The following is a 16099-nucleotide window of genomic DNA, read 5'->3' as shown; positions in this document are numbered from 1 at the left end:
AAAGCGGTATCTTCCCTATGGCGGGCCCCCTCGACGATCCTTTTGTGCGGACAGCTTCGCCCGTCGAATCCGGCTTGTCGGCTTCATCCTTGCATGCGATGGAGCAGATGCTGCCGGAATGACGGATGAAATCGGTCGACGGGAACGTCGGGGCATAAACGAAGGGGAACGGGGCTTCAGCTCTATGGCCGTGATTGGCCAAGCTGGGCCTCTTGTAATTGCGCGGAGGAGACTGGTCTGGCAATCAACCAAATGTCATCACCGTGCACAAATGTAATACACCCCTTGGCTTATACGGCTTTCATTGGTGGCAATCGCCTGCGTCGCAAAATGGCGCATTCGACTGCCTTTTTGCGTTCGGGCATGGCCGTCAAATACTGCTGGTTGCAACCTCAGAACGGCTTACTGCCGTCATTTGTAAACAGATTACGGGCAGAAATGCAGCAATTTTGTCGAGAAAGCTCATTATGGATTATATCGTGTCCGCGATTTTTCGCTAATTTATTGTGCAACTTTTTCCTCCCGTTTGCGTTCATAGTTTGTCGGTTCAAATGCAGTTCAGAAAATATTACACAAAAAAGGAGATTGTAATGGGTAAAAAAGTCAGCTTAGTCGCACTTGTCGCATTGTTCCTCTTTGCCATGGCCGTTCCGGTCCAAGCGCAAGGTCAACTCCAGGATCAGTTGGTACTGATCCAAAAAACGAACCAAATGTACCATAACGGCAAACTTTTCAAAGCTTCACAGCCATTAACCGAAAAGAAGGGGGTAACTTACGTCGCCGCCCGTTCGATTGCTGAACGTCTTTACGGCAATGTTGTTTATGATTCGAAGCTGAAAGAGTACATATTGACGACAGGCCAGCAGGAGCTTCGCTACAAAGCTGGCAGTACTGCCTACAAAATCAATGGAGCTTCGACCAAGCTTGACGGTGCGCCTTTCGTACAACAGGGCACGTTAATGATTCCGCTTCGCTCGCTGCTCAAGCCTTACGGCATGAAAATCAGCAGCAACGCTGAGCAGAAGAAAATTACGCTGGATTGGACAGTGAAGCCGGTTGCGGCATTCGCAGTATCGCCAGCGACAATCTATGCTGGTGAAACAGAGGTTTCTTACATCGATAAAGCTTCCCATCCGAAAGGACTGCTCATCGCCGATGAGCGATGGGAAGGACAAGCCTCTACCTTTGACAGCCCGGGAGCTTATAAGGTAACCCGCTGGGTGCAGGATGAGAACGGTGTATGGAGCGATCCATTCTCTGTGAACGTCGTAGTCAAACAGCCGAATTTGCCGCCGGTCGCGAACTTTACGACCGATAAAAATTCGTACAAAATGGGCGAGATGATCCATTATACCGACCACAGCACCGATGACGAGAACAAGATTAAAAAGACGGAATGGACGAATAACGCCAAAGGCTTCTTCACACCAGGTCCGCAGACAATTACGCTGAAAGTTACCGATACGCATGGCGCAGTCGGCGAATTTTCGAAAACGATTATGATCGAGGATGAGACGCTGTACAGCAAGCAGGATTTCGACATGCTGTTTACTGAAGTCGGCGACAAATACCAAATCGACGGAGCAAGCGTTCTGAAGCTTCCGACGGTATCGTATGAATTGTCCGTCGTTGGTCAGCAAACGCTGATCCGCAGCAACAGCCCTGAGCATATTGACGAAGAGGGTATTTATTACTCTGATACCGCGTCGGGCAATGTTCGTTTCTTGACCCACAATCAGAATAACCGCGCTAACCCGGTTCGCATTTATATCATTGCGACCAACGAGAATGCTGAAGAAGCAACAGTAACCGAGGAACGCGTTGGCGTTGGCGGTCCTGCGCCATACGTATCGCAAACAGGCAAAGCCGCAGTCGGCAACTATCTGTTTGGCCGCACGCAGCCATCCTTGAACAAAGTAACGAAAATTCCAGCAGGCGAAAGCCGTGTCGTGCTCAGCAAACTGAGCGACGTCAAGCTGGCGCAAGACCGAGTGGTTACGATGTATTCCGACGTATCGACTTCGGCACCGATTAAATTCAGCGTCGTTGTTGTAGATGCTGACAAGGATGTTCTAGCTGAGCTTCCGCACCTGCAGCAGCTTCCGCGTGACGGCAAGCATGTTCGCGGCACGTTCCATGACGCAAACCGCAACATCCATGTACTCGATACGATTGGCAATGAGCCAGCGCGTATGATTTTGGCCGATAAAGTAGTAGACTCCCGCCTGTCCGGTTATGATGTGACGACTGGCGATATTATGTCGAACGACGGCAACAATGGTGCTTACTATGTGCTGCGCCTGTACAACGTACAGCCGCATACGCTCATTTTGCTTAATCCGCGGGGCGGACATTATGGCGGCGCATTCCTGGTCAATAATAAGCTCGTCTACACGACGACGACGACGATTTTGAGCAATGCAAACGACGTTGGTGTCCTTTACCGGACGGGAGACAGTGCTGAACAAGTAACGATTGCGTTTACACCGGCATCCGGAAGCAATCTGCCATTCAATCTGTTGTTCCTGCCTCTTCCTGAGTTGAAATATTAAGATTCGGATGCAACCGTTTTGCAAAAGAACCTTCAACCCATGTAATTGGGGTTGGAGGTTTTTTTCTTTTTCTAACCCATATAATCCCCGTCAACTTCAGCTTCTGACTCATAGGTTTAAAAGATAGACCCCTCTTATTTACCTCATATAGCGATCGTCCCATGCCACACTAGAAACAAAATGCCAAAGTGCATTTTGATGAGCCGCAAAAGGCAATAAAACATCCTCAAAATGTAAAAGTGCATTTGAAATCCGATAATTATTCCTATAAGTGGAAATTCAGATGAATCAACCTGCACTTTTACATTTTGATGCGATAAATCGTTGAGATATTGACCAACAACCTGCAGTTTTACATTTTGTTATGCCACGAGCGTAATTGGATGAGTTCAATAGCCGTCATGGAATCCACAACACCGTGCTCTGGCAGTTGTGGATTGGTTAATGAACTCAACCATACAGCTAGCAGTCAGATTCCCGTGTTATAAGTGTGTGATATTTAGGCTTGAATTGCTTCATGAAATCTGAAAATTTGAACATTTTGTATTGTGGAAAAAGGGTTTCTCGATTAATATGTTATCTAATATAACATTGAATGCCATTGAGCGGAGGTTCTGCCATGCATTTAACAGTCGAGCAGGCATTGGCGGTATATCCATTGTCGGAAGGTAAGTTAGTGGCTGGAACAGCCGGGAGAAGCCGGATCGTCAAATCTGTCAACGTCATGGATGCGCCTGACATTACGGATTGGATCAAAGAAGGGGAAATGCTGTTCACCACCGCTTATTTCATCAAAGACCAGCCTCAGGAAGCGGCGGAACTGATCTGTCGTCTAAATCAGCGAGGATCGTCCGCGCTTGGCATTAAGCTTGGCCGGTTCTGGGATGCAATTCCGGACAATTTGATTGCCAGAGCCAATGAGCTTGGTTTTCCGTTGATCGAGCTGCCCTATGCGTTTACGTTCTCTGATCAGATGAACGGATTGTTCCGGGAAGAAATGAAGCGGAATACGGGTGTGCTTCAGGATGTGCTGGATAAGCAGATTCGTCTAATGCGATTTGCGCTGAAGACGGAGAACATGAGCGAATTATTCCATGCGGTGGAAGACATTATCGGCTATCCAGTAGCGGTGGCCGGCTCGCGAGGACAGATGGTGCATAACGGAACGGAATTGGATGATAGGGAGCTGTTGGAGAGCTGGCCATGGCCGCAGCAGCAAAAGTGGATGAAAAGCGAGCGCTGGCAGGCTTATCGGATTCCGCTGATGAAGAATTCGCGCTGTACCGGTTTTGTGCTATTTTTCAATCCGCAGCTGTTTTTGTCTACGCCGGAAGAAAGCCTGTATTTGCAGGCTTCAGAGCTGCTTTCCTATCATATGAATATGAAATATGAAGATTTTTTCGAGCTGTCGGCACAAAAGGATTTTGGGGTCATCATTAAGCGTTATTTGCAAAACGGGCTGCCAATCGATACAGTTACAGACTATGCCGACCGCTGGGAAATCGATCTGCTCCGGCAAAGCTACAGCTGCGTATTGACGAATTGGACGGCATCCTCAGGGGCGGAGACGGGGCGGCTTGACCGGTTGAAATCGGATTATTTAAGCCATAGTCGACTTCAACGGCTGAATGGTTTGCATATTGTAATGGAAGAGGGGCTGTTGTCGGTATTGCCGCACGAAGGGATAACGGAAGAAGAGATTGATGCATCAATTGGAGCATGTTTCGCAACACATTTCCGGGACGCCAGTGAGATGCCCAGAGCGGCGATAAGCAGGAAGAAGAAAAAAACCGAGCAGCTGCTTGAAGCATTCGAGGAATGCAGGCAGACATTGCGGCTGGCGGGAGAATGGAAGGCTCAGCAACGGATCGTAAGGTTCGAGACGATGGATCTTGCGCTGCTCTTCGAGCATGTATCCAAGGAACGGATGGAAGCCTTTTGCAACCGATGGCTAGGCGGTGTGTTGAACAAAGCCCCGGATTATGCAGGCGAGATGCTGCGCACGCTGGAAGCTTATTTGGACAATGACGGCCAGCTTAATGAAACGGCAAAAAAACTGTTTATTCATCGCAACACAGCCACTTATCGGATCGAGAAGCTGAGTGAAATATTGAATGTCGATTTGAAAAAGATGAACGATCTGCTGCGGCTGAAAATCGCTTTTATGTTCCGCAGGCTGCTGAACAAGGACCACGCCTGATAACGGACAGCGCATAGGGATCGATGAAGAGGGAGCGGTTCTTATGGCGGCTACACTAATTCGCAATGCCATGATTATAACGATGAATGACAAAGAAGAAATTGTTGCCGGCGATGTACTCGTCATAAATGAACATATTGTCGAAATCGGCAGCGGCATCTCGCCTGAGCGGGCGGATATCGTGATTGATGCGGGAGGAAAGGTGCTGCTGCCGGGGTTCATCCAGACGCATATCCATCTTTGTCAAACGCTGTTTCGCGGCCGGGCTGATGATTTGGAGCTGATCGATTGGCTGAAACAGCGGATTTGGCCGCTGGAGGCAGCGCATAATGAGGATTCAATCTATTATTCTGCATTGCTGGGTATCGGGGAGTTGATCCGGAGCGGAACGACGACTCTATTGGATATGGAGACGGTGCATCATACGGAATCGGCATTTCAAGCCATTGCCGAGAGCGGTATACGTGCGATATCCGGCAAAGTGATGATGGATCATGGGGCGGAAGTTCCGCTAGCCTTGCAGGAGAGAACATCAGATTCCTTGACGGAAAGCGTCCGGCTGCTGGAGAAGTGGCATGGTGCAGCAGAGGGACGCATTCAATATGCTTTTTGTCCTCGTTTTGTTGTGTCCTGCACCGAAGAGCTGCTGGTCGGCGTTCGTGATTTGGCGGAGCAATACGGGGTTCGCATTCATACGCATGCATCCGAGAATACGGGTGAGATCGCGATCGTCGAAGCGGAACGCGGCATGCGGAACGTCGTGTACTTGGATCATATCGGGCTGGCCCGCCCGAATCTCATATTGGCACATAGCATTTGGCTGAATGAACAAGAAAAACGGATTATTAAGGAACGCGGCGTAAAAGTGACGCATTGTCCGGGCTCCAACTTGAAGCTGGCGTCCGGTGTTGCGGAAGTACCGGATTTGCTGGCTGCCGGCATACCGGTCGGAATTGGCGCGGATGGTGCTCCTTGCAACAATAACCTCGATATGTTTCAAGAGATGCGACTAACTGCATTTATTCAGAAAGTAAAGCATGGCCCGACTGTCATGAATGCTCGTACCGTCCTGCGGATGGCGACGATGGGCGGTGCGCAGGTGCTTGGGATGGAGGATCAGATCGGGAGTATTGAAGTCGGGAAGCTGGCGGATTGGCAGCTGCTCGATTTGGAGGATTTCCACGTCTATCCATCATTTGACGCGGACTGGTATTCCCGTGTCGTCTATGCCGCAACGAGGGGCGATGTCGATACGGTTATGATTAACGGAGAGCTTGTTATGAAAGGGCGCACCATGCTGACAATCGACAAGCCGCATGTTCTTCGCGAAGCGGACCGGTCGTTGAAAAAGTTGCTGGGACGTCTATAGAATGGTTCCAGCCCGCAATTTCTCGCTCACATCAGGAGGAGGTCCGATGGATATGCATCCAATCGTGGAAGCGGTCAAGCAACGGCGGCAGCCTGCTGCGCTTGCGACTATTATTTCGGTCAAGGGCCACTCCTACCGCAAGGCAGGGGCATCTATGCTGCTATTGGCCGATGGAGAGACGGTAGGGACGATTAGCCCTGGCTGTCTGGAGGGAGATTTGAAGGAGCGAACCCGGGAAGTTGTGCAATCCGGGAGCTGGGAGATTATTACGTATAATTTGAATGCTGACGAGGATGTCATATGGGGCGAGGCCGTTGGCTGCGGCGGTGTGATTGAGGTATTGCTTGAGGCGATGACTCCGCTGCTGCTGTCAGCATTATTGCAAATGGGAGGACGGGTATCGGAAGGCGAAACGATTCTTCTATTTCGTTATAGAAAGGGCAGTGAGCTTCGATACGAGCTGTTAAGCGAAGAGGAAGCGATTAGGGGCAGCGGGGCAAGTGCAGATATGAGAGCAAGAGTTGGAGATTTCCAATACCTGTTGACCGTTAAAATGACGCCTCGGAAGCGGGTTATTCTATTCGGCGCAGGAGCAGACAGCCCGCCCATCAGCCATCTGTTGCTGCAAAGCGGTTTCCGCGTGCTCGTGGCCGATTGGCGGTCCTCGCTGCTTGTCCCAGACCGGTTTGCCGGGGCGGAGTTGGTGTTGGGAGCACCTGCTCAATTGATTCTTGATTTGCCGCTGTGCAGTCAAGATTACGTCATCGTATGCAGCCACCAGCTTCAGCGGGATCGCGAAATGGTTGCGCTAAGTGTCCAACATGAAGTCAGTTACATTGGGGTAATGGGCTCGAGCCGGCGCATTGCCTTACTGCTGGAAGGCAAGCCCTTGCCTAGTCAGGTTCACGCGCCCATTGGACTTAATATTGGCGCTGAGGGGCCGGACGAAATTGCAGTCAGTATCGCAGCCGAGTTAATTGCTTTCCGGGCGGCGGAATGCAATGGCAAAGCGGCATTTGCGATAACAGGAGGAGAGAAGAGTGCGAGTATGCGGCATTTATTTGGCGGCGGGCAAGAGCCGCAGAATGGGGAAGCCGAAGCTGGGCATGGAGCTGGAGTCCGGCGTGCCGCTTGGCAGTCTGGGTCTGCGTACTCTATTAGATAGCGAGATAGAAGAGGTTATCGCCGTTGTTGGTCCCGGTGAGCTGCCGAGCTGGCTGAGAGAAACGGCTGACGCAGTTGGCAGACATGCGAAGCTGCGTGTTGTCGTCTGCACCAATTCAGAGAAGGGGATGTCCCAATCGATTAAGAGCGGCATAAACGCCGCACGATCCAGCCGGATGGACGCGGTGCTTGTCGGGCTTGCCGACCAGCCGTTTGTTACGGCGGAGATGGTGCGGCGTTTAATATTGGCGCTTGAAGAGCGGCCGGAGCTGGATTATGCTGCCTCCTCATCAGAGGGGGTGCTGATGCCTCCGGCTATTTTCCGTTTGTCGATGCTTCCGGCCTTGGCGGCACTGGAAGGCGACACGGGAGCCCGGAAGCTGTTCGGACAAGACGGATACCGAGGACAAGCGATCACTTATGACGGAAATGAAAGCGAAGGCGGGTTGTTGCTGGATGTCGATGATCTTAAAGATTTTCAGATAGCCATAGAAAGGTATCGCTCCAATAAGTGAATGTGATGTTCATGTAACGTAAAAAACAAGAAAAAGAAAGGTTTCGTGCATCGTGCACAATGAAACCGACCCTCATTAGAGCTTCAGACCAATTAACGTGTCATATATATTGACGTTGATATGACGCGTAAGTATATTGAAGCTACATCATCGATTTCAATCATGGTGAATAAATAGAGGGTCGGGAGGAACGGTATGAAATTCAATAATCGATTAGGGTTAGCATTATTCATCGTATTTGTACTCGTATTGGCGGGCTGTTCCAGCAATTCGAATAAAGGCAGCGCCACAAACGCGCCTTCGAGTCAACCTGCGGATGCTGCGACGGATGAGCCGGCAAAGCTGCCGCGCGTCGCATTTGTTTACATCGGGCCTCCGGGCGACGGCGGTTGGACATTCGAGCATGACAACGGCAGGAAGTATATGGAGGAGAAGCTTGGCATTAAAGCGGATACGGTCGAGAACGTACCTGAAAGTGCCGATGCGGAGCGGGTTATTACCGAGCTAGCGCAAAATCACGATATCATTTTTACAACCAGCTTTGGTTATATGGATCAAACGCTGAACGTAGCGAAGAAATTTCCAAAGGTCAAGTTCATGCACGTAGCCGGTTACAAGACGGCAGACAATATGGGCAATTATTTCGGCAAAAACTATGAAGCCAGTTACTTAAGCGGGATTGCGGCAGGCAAAATGACGAAGTCCAACATTATCGGCTACGTAGGTGCGTTTCCAATCCCGGAAGTCATTTATAACATAAACGCATTTGCGCTTGGCATCCAAAGCGTCAATCCGGACGCGAAAGTCAATGTCGTCTGGAGCAACACCTGGTATGACCCGACGACGGAACGTCAAGCCGCGATCAGCTTGCTGGATAAAGGTGCGGATGTGCTGCTCGCTTATCAGGATTCACCTGCAACGCTGCAAGCGGCGGCGGAGCGGGGTGCATTGGCCGGCGGCAACGATTCAGATATGACCCGTTATGCTCCCGAAGCCTATCTGACCAACCCGACATGGAATTGGGGGCCATATTATACGAAGGTTGTACAATCCGTTATCGACGGTACGTGGAAAAGCGAGCAGTATTCCGGCTCTCTAGCCGATGAAATGGTCGGTCTAGCTCCGCTTGGTTCTAGCATCCCTGATGATGTGAAGAAGCTGGTTGAGGATGCGAAGGCCAAAGTTCTGAATGGCGAGCTGAATGTATTCAGCGGCCCGATTACTGATGCTGCCGGCGCGGTAAAAGTAGAAGAAGGCAAAACGATGACGCTGGAAGACATCTTGGTTATGGATTGGTTCGTCAAGGGTGTGGAAGGAACGATTCCGAAAAACTGATGATCGTAGCATACCCCAACAAATCCCTTACCAAAGGGATTTGTTGGTTTATTCGCCTACAGCGCAAGGTCCAGACAAGTTTGGGAGCGAAGGCATCCTGGAGGAGGAACCACAATGAGCGAGATGTATTCTGTCGTCATGAATCAAATTGTCAAGCGATTTGGCCCGGTCATCGCCAATGATCATGTGGACTTTCGTGCGAAGACTGGCGAAATACACGCACTGTTAGGCGAGAATGGGGTAGGGAAAAGCACGATGATGTGCATGCTGTCCGGCGTCTATCGGCCGACGAGCGGGGAAATCGTTTTGCATGGCAAGCCGGTGCACATTCGTTCACCCAAGGATGCGATGAAGCTAGGCATTGGCATGGTGTTTCAAAACTTTCGGCTCGTACCGAATATGACGGCTGCCGAAAATATCGTGCTGGGCGAAGCGTCTTCCTTCTGGCGCGGTCCGAACTGGATAAAGCGCAAGCAGGAGGAAGTGGAGGCGCTGGCCCGTCATTTCGGCCTCGGTTTTCCGGTAAACCGTCCCATCTGGCAGCTATCCGTAGGTGAACAGCAGCGCGTCGAGATCGTGAAGACGTTGTACCGCGGAGCTGATCTCATTATTTTGGATGAACCGACATCAGTGCTTACGCCAGTCGAAGCTGAGCAGCTTTTCGAGACGTTGTATCAGATGAAGGCGGAGGGAAAGACGGTCATTCTGACGACGCACAAGCTTAAGGAGGTTATGGCCTCCTCCGACCGGATTTCGGTTATGCGGAAAGGGAAGCTGACGCATACGCTTGATAAAGCCGATACGAATGAGCGGGAATTGGCCCGGCTTATGGTCGGCAAAGAAATGGCGGTAGCGAAGTCGCTGGAGAGCCATTCTCCCGGCAAGCCATTGCTAATTGTAGAGAAGCTGGATGTCTATGCGGATCACGGCAGAAAAGCGCTGAACCAATTGGAGCTGCGAGTGAATGAAGGTGAAATCGTCGGTGTGGCGGGCGTAGCCGGCAACGGTCAGTCAGAGCTCGCCGAAGTGCTGACCGGGCTTCGGGCGTGGCGTAAGGGAAGCATTCGCTTCAACGGAGGGGAGCTGCACAACGGCTCCGTCCGGGGCGCTATCGAAGCGGGCATTGCCCATGTGCCTGAAAACCGGATGAAGAGCGGGCTCGCTGGAAGCTTGGGGGCAGTGGACAACTTATTGTTCAAAACGTATCGGACGAAAGAGAGATCGCGATTCGGTTTCTTGCGGACGAGTGCCAATCGCGCTTGGACGCAGTCGCTTATCGAGCAGTTCGATGTCAAGACGCCAAGCGTCGATGCCCCGGTGCGCCAGCTATCAGGCGGCAATCAGCAGAAGCTTCTGTTTGCCAGAGAAATTCATCAGGACCCGCTGCTGATGGTCGCTGTTCATCCAACACAGGGGCTGGATGTCGGAGCCTCAGAGGGGGTTCATCAATTGCTTGCGAGAATGCGCGGCGAAGGCAAAGGCGTTCTGCTCATCTCAGAGGACCTTGATGAGGTGATGCAATTGTCTGACCGGATATTGGTCATCTACAACGGACAGATGGTCGGAGAGCTGGCAAGAGGGGAAGCGAGCCGGGAACAAATCGGCATGTATATGGCTGGTTTACGGGAGTCTGGAGAGGAGCAGGCCGTATGAGCGAACCGCTGACAGCGACTAAGCTATCGAACAGTTCAGAGGAAACGGCGGGATCTAGACGGTTCTCCTTCCGTATCGAATTGGACCCATCCAGAAAGGACAGTCCGTGGTGGATAACGATTTTATCCGTCTTGCTTGCTCTCGTATTATGCGGCATCTTTATCGGAGCAAACGGCATGAATCCGGTCACCGTTTATATGAAAATGATTACCGGAGCCTTTGGCACTTCGTTTGGTTTAACCGAAACGCTGGTCAAATCGATTCCGCTGCTGCTTTGCGGCATCGGCGTCGCGATTGCTTACCGCATATCGGTATGGAACATCGGGGCCGAAGGCCAGTTTCTTGCAGGCGCGATGGCGGCAACGGCCGTAACGGTCTATTTTCCCGGCTTGCCCGGCTATCTCACCATTCCTTTGATGGTCCTCTGCGGCATAATTGGCGGGGGAATTTGGGGGTTGTTGACCGCGATCCCGAGGACGTATTTCCAAGTCAATGAACTGATTACCTCGCTGATGCTCAATTATGTGGCGATCCATGCGCTTAATTATTTCGTATTCGGCCCTTGGAAGGATCCGAAAGGGATGAACTTTCCCGGCAGTCCGATGTTTACAGAGGCGCAGTCTTTGCCGCTTGTGGGCGACACGCGGCTCCACTATGGCTTGATATTCGCCATTGCGGGCGTCTTGCTGTATGCCTTTCTTATTCGTTACACCCGTTGGGGCTATGAACTGCGGCTGATCGGGGCTAATCCGGAGGCGGCGAGAAATGCAGGCATTCGAATCAGCCGCCATATATTGCTAGTCATGCTGATCAGCGGCGGGATGGCAGGTTTGGCGGGAATGAGCGAGGTTTCGGGAGTTACACATCGGCTTATGTACGGCATATCGCCCGGCTACGGATACACGGCCATCATCGTGGCATGGCTGGCTAAGTTGAACCCCTTAGCGCTCATTGTCTCGTCCTTTTTATTCGGCGGCTTAATTGTAGGCGGGTACAGCGTGCAGACGATTGGACTGCCGTCCTCGATTTCATCGATGATGCAAGGGGCGATTTTATTTTGTCTCATTGCTGGCGGCATGGCGTATAAATTCCGAATTCGGAGAAACGGTTGAGAGGGGCGCAAACGGTATGGAACTTATTACGCAATTGCTTGTAGCCGCCGTTTCCTCCGGCACGCCGCTGCTCATCGCAACGCTTGGCGGCATATTAATTGAGCGATCAGGCATCATTCAGCTTGGCGCAGAAGGGCTTATGCTGATGGGGGCCGTTATCGCCTGCATCACTTATTTGAATACGGGAAGCCTGGGTATAACCATTGCAGCGACCTTTGCCATCAGCGCTGTTCTTGGTGTTATTCATGCCTTTCTATGCGTGACACTTCGGGCAAACCAGATTGTCAGCGGACTCGCCATGACGTTGTTCGGGGCGGGGCTTAGCGCTTATTTGGGTAAATCGATTGCAGGACAGCCGGTTACGGGAGCCGTCCCAAAGCTGGATCTGCCATGGCTGGAGCCGATTCCGGTTGTTGGCTCGATGTTCGCTCACCTTGATCTGTTCACATGGCTTAGCTTCCTGCTCGTTATCGGCATGCATCTGTATATTCATCGCACTTCATGGGGTTTGCATTTGCGGGCCATCGGCGACAATCCGCCAACAGCTGATGTGATGGGGCTGCGTGTGCAGACGCTGCGATACAGCTATGTCATCGCCGGTTCCATGCTGATTGGTCTGGCAGGCGCCGATATGCTGCTTGTATACTCGCCAACCTGGATCGAAGGCTTAACGGCGGGCAGAGGCTGGATCGCGGTCGCACTTATTATCTTCGCAAGATGGAATCCGGTCCGCGCTTTATTTTGCGCTTATTTCTTTGGTGCGCTAGATACGCTAGGTTTCCGCATACAGTTAATTGGGAGCGATATCCCGTCTTATTTTTTAAAAATGATTCCTTATATCGTGACGATTCTTGTTCTTATGTTTCTGGGCTGGCGCAACCGCAACAAACCGTCGGGAGCTCCTGAAGCGCTAGGAAGTCCTTATATTCGGGAGCAGCGTTTCTAGCGATTAGTCAATTCTGGAAGCCGGGAGGAGGGGCAGAACCATGGGTGCAAATAGGCAAAGCTTACATGCAGAACCGCTTGTACGACACCCGCAGCATGCGGAGGAGGCCTGGCAGATGAAGCGGCTGTGGGGAGCGACAGCCTCGTACACTGCTGGCGGCACGCTGCTTCGGACGCAATGGGAGTCGGGGCTTGCGCCGGTCCCGGCATATTTGATTGATTTGAGCGGCATTGCCGAGCTTCACGGCATCCATGATGAAGCAGACGGCAATTGGCGAATTGGCCCGATGACGACGTTGACGAGCTGCCGCAGTCATCTTGGGCTCCAGACCGCCCATCCGCTCCTAACGGAAGCGGTCCGCAACATTGCGGCACCTTCTGTGCGCAACTTGGCGACATTAGGAGGAAATATCGTCTCGGCCGTTGGGGATGCACTCCCTGCTCTGCTGGCCTGCAACTCCGTTCTGCAATGGCGGACTGAACAGGGGATCACAGATCAGGCGCTGACGGAGTGGCTTGAGGCGGAACAACTGCAAAGCGCGTGGAAGGAAAGGCTGCTCGTAGGGATACAGCTTCCGCGGCAAACTTCAATTTCGCAAACGAAGCGAATTCTCGCTTATCATAAAGTAGGCCGGCGCGAGGCGTTCACGCCTTCCGTCGTGACCGTTGCAATTAACGGGCAACTTGGCGATGACGGCATTTGGCGAGACATCCGAATAGCGGCAGGAGGCGGTCAAACGAGGCCGCGAAGGCTGGAGCATACAGAAGCGCTGCTAATGGAAAACCCGAGTAACAGCCCATCGCTTGCTGTCGTTTACCAATCGCTGCTGGCAGAATTCAAACCGAAGGGAGATTCATTTGCCTCGGCGGATTATCGCAGGCGAACGGCGGCGAATTTGATCGTATCCGAGCTATGGAAGGCAGCGAAGCGGCTGACAGAGGAAAGGTAGGCGAAGGCGATGCTGTTGAATCGAAGCAATAGCGGCAAACGTTGGCGAGTCCGCCCTGACGGTCCCGGCAAGGTTACAGGCAGCATGGCTTATTTAACCGATTTCTCGGCGGAAGGCATGCTCTATGGACGTGTGCTGCGGAGCCCGCATCCACATGCCCGTATCAAAGCGATTCGCACAGAAAGAGCGAAGGAACTAGCCGGCGTGCATGCCGTTCTGACAGCGGCAGATGTGCCCGGATTGAACCGGTTTGGAATCGCGGTCCCGGATCAGCCTGTTTTTTGCGAGGACATCGTCCGCTATATCGGCGATGCTGTTGCGGCAGTTGCTGCTGACACGGCGGAGCTGGCAGCGCTGGCACTGGAGCTTATTGAGGTCGATTACGAGGTTCTGGAAGTGGTTGACGATGCCGAACGTGCACTTGCTCCAGAATCTCCGCAGCTGCATCCTCAAGGAAATGTGCTGCATCGCTCGGCATATTGTGCAGGCGAGGCCCAGCGAGGATTTGAATGCTGCGCGCATATCGTTGAGGAGACATACTGCACACCCCGGCAAATGCATACGTACATGGAGACGGAGGGCGGCTTGTTCGTGCTTGGCGAAGACGGCCGATTAAACGTCTACGCTCCGACGCAGCACGGGTTTATGGACCGGATGCAGCTTTCCCGTATTTTGGCGATGCCGCAAGCCGATATTCGCATCGTCTCCAGTCCGATTGGCGGATCCTTCGGAGGCAAGGACGAACTAAACGTTCAGCCCTATGGCGCTCTGCTCGCCATTGCATCGAACCGGCCGGTGAAAATTCACAACTCCCGCTGGGAATCGGTCAGAGCAGGACTCAAGCGTCATCCGATGAAAATTACGATGAAGACAGGTGTGGACGGCAACGGCAAGCTAATCGCTCATCAAGTATCGATTATCGCAGACACCGGTCCATACGCTACGCTTGGCGCGGAAGTGCTGAGATTTGCGGTAGAGCATGTAATTGGTCCTTACCGCTACGAGCATATCAAGGTAGATGGCGTATCTGTGTTTACGAATAACGGCATGTCAGGGGAGTTTCGGGGCTTTGGCGGCAACCAGGCGATTTTTGCCCTGGAGGGACAATTAGACCGGCTTGCCGAAAAGCTAGGCATCGATCCGTGGATGCTGCGGCTGCGCAATATGAGAATGCCGGATGATGCCGGTCCGTTCGGACAGCCGATAGCCGCGACGGAAGGCGCTCAGCAAGTATGGCAAGCGCTCCAAGCAAGCCGATTATGGCAAGAGCGTGCGTCCGCAGGGATGGGCTCCTCATTCTCTGCGACAACGAGCGAGGAGCCATGGATCAGCATAGGCTATGGCGCCGCATTCACGATGCATGGCGCCGGTCTTGGCGTCGGCATACCCGATCCTGCAGGAGGCCGGCTTACGCTTGCAGCGGACGGCCGGATTGAGGCCGTGTTTGGCTATGAGGAATTTGGGCAAGGACTTCTCGCTTCGCTGGAGCAGATGCTGATTGAGCAATTCGGCTTCGCTGCAAGCGATATCCGCATGATTATCGGCGATACCGACGTCGTGCCGGACAGCGGCTCGACAACCGCTTCCCGGGCGACGAGCATGTTATGGAAGTCGCTGCAAAACTTACGGCCTATGTTTCAAGCGAAAGCGCTGGAGGCAGCGTCCCGGCTTCTCGCATTGCCGGCGGCAAAGCTGAGGCTGGGGGAGGGCGGCATTTGGCAGCAGGAGGAGCAGATGCTGCTGCTCACCTATGCAGACCTTGCCATGTACAGCAAGGAGCGGATTAGCTGTACGACGAGGTTCCACTTTCCAACCTCGCCGGTTGATCGCGTAGGGGCGCATTTCCTCTACACGTACTCTGCAGTCGCTGTCAAAATCAGCGTCAACCGGCTGACCGGGCGGGTTCGGCTGCTGGATCAGTACCATGCCGTGGCGGCAGGTCCAGTGATCAATCCGCAAGGTTTTCTCGGTCAGATCGAGGGCGGAAGCAGTATGGCACTTGGTTTCACGCTAACCGAAGAGGCCGTCATGGAGAACGGATTGTATTTGACGAAAAACCTGGATACGTATCTGGTCCCTACGATAGCGGAGCATCGCGGGACGGTTGAGGTGGAGCCGATCGAGGATTTGCCGGATTTCGATCAGTACGGTCCAAGGGGCATCGGTGAGGTAGGCTCCGTTACGCTTGCGCCGGCTATTGCATCAGCTGTCCATGCTGCGACCGGCGTACGGATCTCGAAGCTGCCCATACAGCCGGAGCTTTTACAATTACAGGATATTGAATCTTTCTTGCAAAGGCGGTGA

At 52.6% G+C, this 16099-nt stretch carries 11 protein-coding genes; all 11 read left to right on the top strand.

What is annotated here, in order from left to right:
• The first annotated feature begins 590 nt into the window (after window positions 1-590).
• Window positions 591-2552: a copper amine oxidase N-terminal domain-containing protein gene (locus tag IEX98_RS20495; protein WP_188891074.1), complete on the top strand. Its 1962-nt coding sequence runs from the start codon at window positions 591-593 to the stop codon at window positions 2550-2552.
• Window positions 2553-3171: 619 nt separating this feature from the next.
• A complete protein-coding gene (locus tag IEX98_RS20490; RefSeq protein ID WP_188891073.1) occupies window positions 3172-4752 on the top strand; it encodes a PucR family transcriptional regulator in 1581 nt (526 codons plus the stop codon).
• A 43-nt stretch (window positions 4753-4795) separates the two neighbouring features.
• Window positions 4796-6121 carry a 5'-deoxyadenosine deaminase gene (locus IEX98_RS20485; protein WP_188891072.1) on the top strand — a complete coding sequence of 442 codons (1326 nt, stop codon included), beginning with the start codon at window positions 4796-4798 and terminating at the stop codon, window positions 6119-6121.
• A 46-nt stretch (window positions 6122-6167) separates the two neighbouring features.
• Window positions 6168-7286 carry an XdhC family protein gene (locus IEX98_RS20480; protein ID WP_188891071.1) on the top strand — a complete coding sequence of 373 codons (1119 nt, stop codon included), beginning with the start codon at window positions 6168-6170 and terminating at the stop codon, window positions 7284-7286.
• Window positions 7207-7800, top strand: a complete 594-nt coding sequence (locus tag IEX98_RS20475) for a nucleotidyltransferase family protein (RefSeq protein ID WP_188891070.1) — start codon at window positions 7207-7209, stop codon at window positions 7798-7800. The genes IEX98_RS20480 and IEX98_RS20475 overlap by 80 nt, the downstream gene beginning before the upstream one ends.
• Before the next feature lie 195 nt (window positions 7801-7995).
• Entirely contained in the window at window positions 7996-9135 is a 1140-nt protein-coding gene (locus IEX98_RS20470; RefSeq protein ID WP_188891069.1) for a BMP family ABC transporter substrate-binding protein, read from the top strand.
• A gap of 114 nt (window positions 9136-9249) precedes the next feature.
• The gene (locus IEX98_RS20465; RefSeq protein ID WP_188891068.1) at window positions 9250-10788 is read left to right on the top strand and encodes an ABC transporter ATP-binding protein; all 1539 of its coding nucleotides are present in this window, start codon (window positions 9250-9252) and stop codon (window positions 10786-10788) included.
• Entirely contained in the window at window positions 10785-11900 is a 1116-nt protein-coding gene (locus IEX98_RS20460) for an ABC transporter permease (RefSeq protein ID WP_188891067.1), read from the top strand. The genes IEX98_RS20465 and IEX98_RS20460 overlap by 4 nt, the downstream gene beginning before the upstream one ends.
• Window positions 11901-11916: 16 nt before the next feature.
• The gene (locus IEX98_RS20455) at window positions 11917-12846 is read left to right on the top strand and encodes an ABC transporter permease (RefSeq protein ID WP_188891066.1); all 930 of its coding nucleotides are present in this window, start codon (window positions 11917-11919) and stop codon (window positions 12844-12846) included.
• Window positions 12847-12886: 40 nt separating this feature from the next.
• Entirely contained in the window at window positions 12887-13795 is a 909-nt protein-coding gene (locus IEX98_RS20450) for an FAD binding domain-containing protein (protein WP_188891065.1), read from the top strand.
• 9 nt (window positions 13796-13804) lie between these two features.
• On the top strand, window positions 13805-16099 hold the full coding sequence (pucD, locus tag IEX98_RS20445; RefSeq protein ID WP_188891064.1) for a xanthine dehydrogenase subunit D: 2295 nt from the start codon (window positions 13805-13807) through the stop codon (window positions 16097-16099).

Origin of the sequence: Paenibacillus radicis (ex Gao et al. 2016) (assembly GCF_014641555.1) — a bacterium.
GTDB classification, from domain to species: Bacteria; Bacillota; Bacilli; order Paenibacillales; family Paenibacillaceae; genus Pristimantibacillus; species Pristimantibacillus radicis.
Note: the sequence above shows the minus strand (reverse complement) of the source record. Positions and strands in the feature narration are given on the sequence as shown.

What these genes read in the sequence shown, in the direction of transcription:
- IEX98_RS20495 (WP_188891074.1), top strand. Translation starts at nt 591, where the DNA reads ATGGGTAAAAAAGTCAGCTTAGTCGCACTTGTCGCATTGTTCCTCTTT.
- IEX98_RS20490 (WP_188891073.1), top strand. Translation starts at nt 3,172, where the DNA reads ATGCATTTAACAGTCGAGCAGGCATTGGCGGTATATCCATTGTCGGAA.
- IEX98_RS20485 (WP_188891072.1), top strand. Translation starts at nt 4,796, where the DNA reads ATGGCGGCTACACTAATTCGCAATGCCATGATTATAACGATGAATGAC.
- IEX98_RS20480 (WP_188891071.1), top strand. Translation starts at nt 6,168, where the DNA reads ATGGATATGCATCCAATCGTGGAAGCGGTCAAGCAACGGCGGCAGCCT.
- IEX98_RS20475 (WP_188891070.1), top strand. Translation starts at nt 7,207, where the DNA reads ATGGGGAAGCCGAAGCTGGGCATGGAGCTGGAGTCCGGCGTGCCGCTT.
- IEX98_RS20470 (WP_188891069.1), top strand. Translation starts at nt 7,996, where the DNA reads ATGAAATTCAATAATCGATTAGGGTTAGCATTATTCATCGTATTTGTA.
- IEX98_RS20465 (WP_188891068.1), top strand. Translation starts at nt 9,250, where the DNA reads ATGAGCGAGATGTATTCTGTCGTCATGAATCAAATTGTCAAGCGATTT.
- IEX98_RS20460 (WP_188891067.1), top strand. Translation starts at nt 10,785, where the DNA reads ATGAGCGAACCGCTGACAGCGACTAAGCTATCGAACAGTTCAGAGGAA.
- IEX98_RS20455 (WP_188891066.1), top strand. Translation starts at nt 11,917, where the DNA reads ATGGAACTTATTACGCAATTGCTTGTAGCCGCCGTTTCCTCCGGCACG.
- IEX98_RS20450 (WP_188891065.1), top strand. Translation starts at nt 12,887, where the DNA reads ATGGGTGCAAATAGGCAAAGCTTACATGCAGAACCGCTTGTACGACAC.
- pucD (WP_188891064.1), top strand. Translation starts at nt 13,805, where the DNA reads ATGCTGTTGAATCGAAGCAATAGCGGCAAACGTTGGCGAGTCCGCCCT.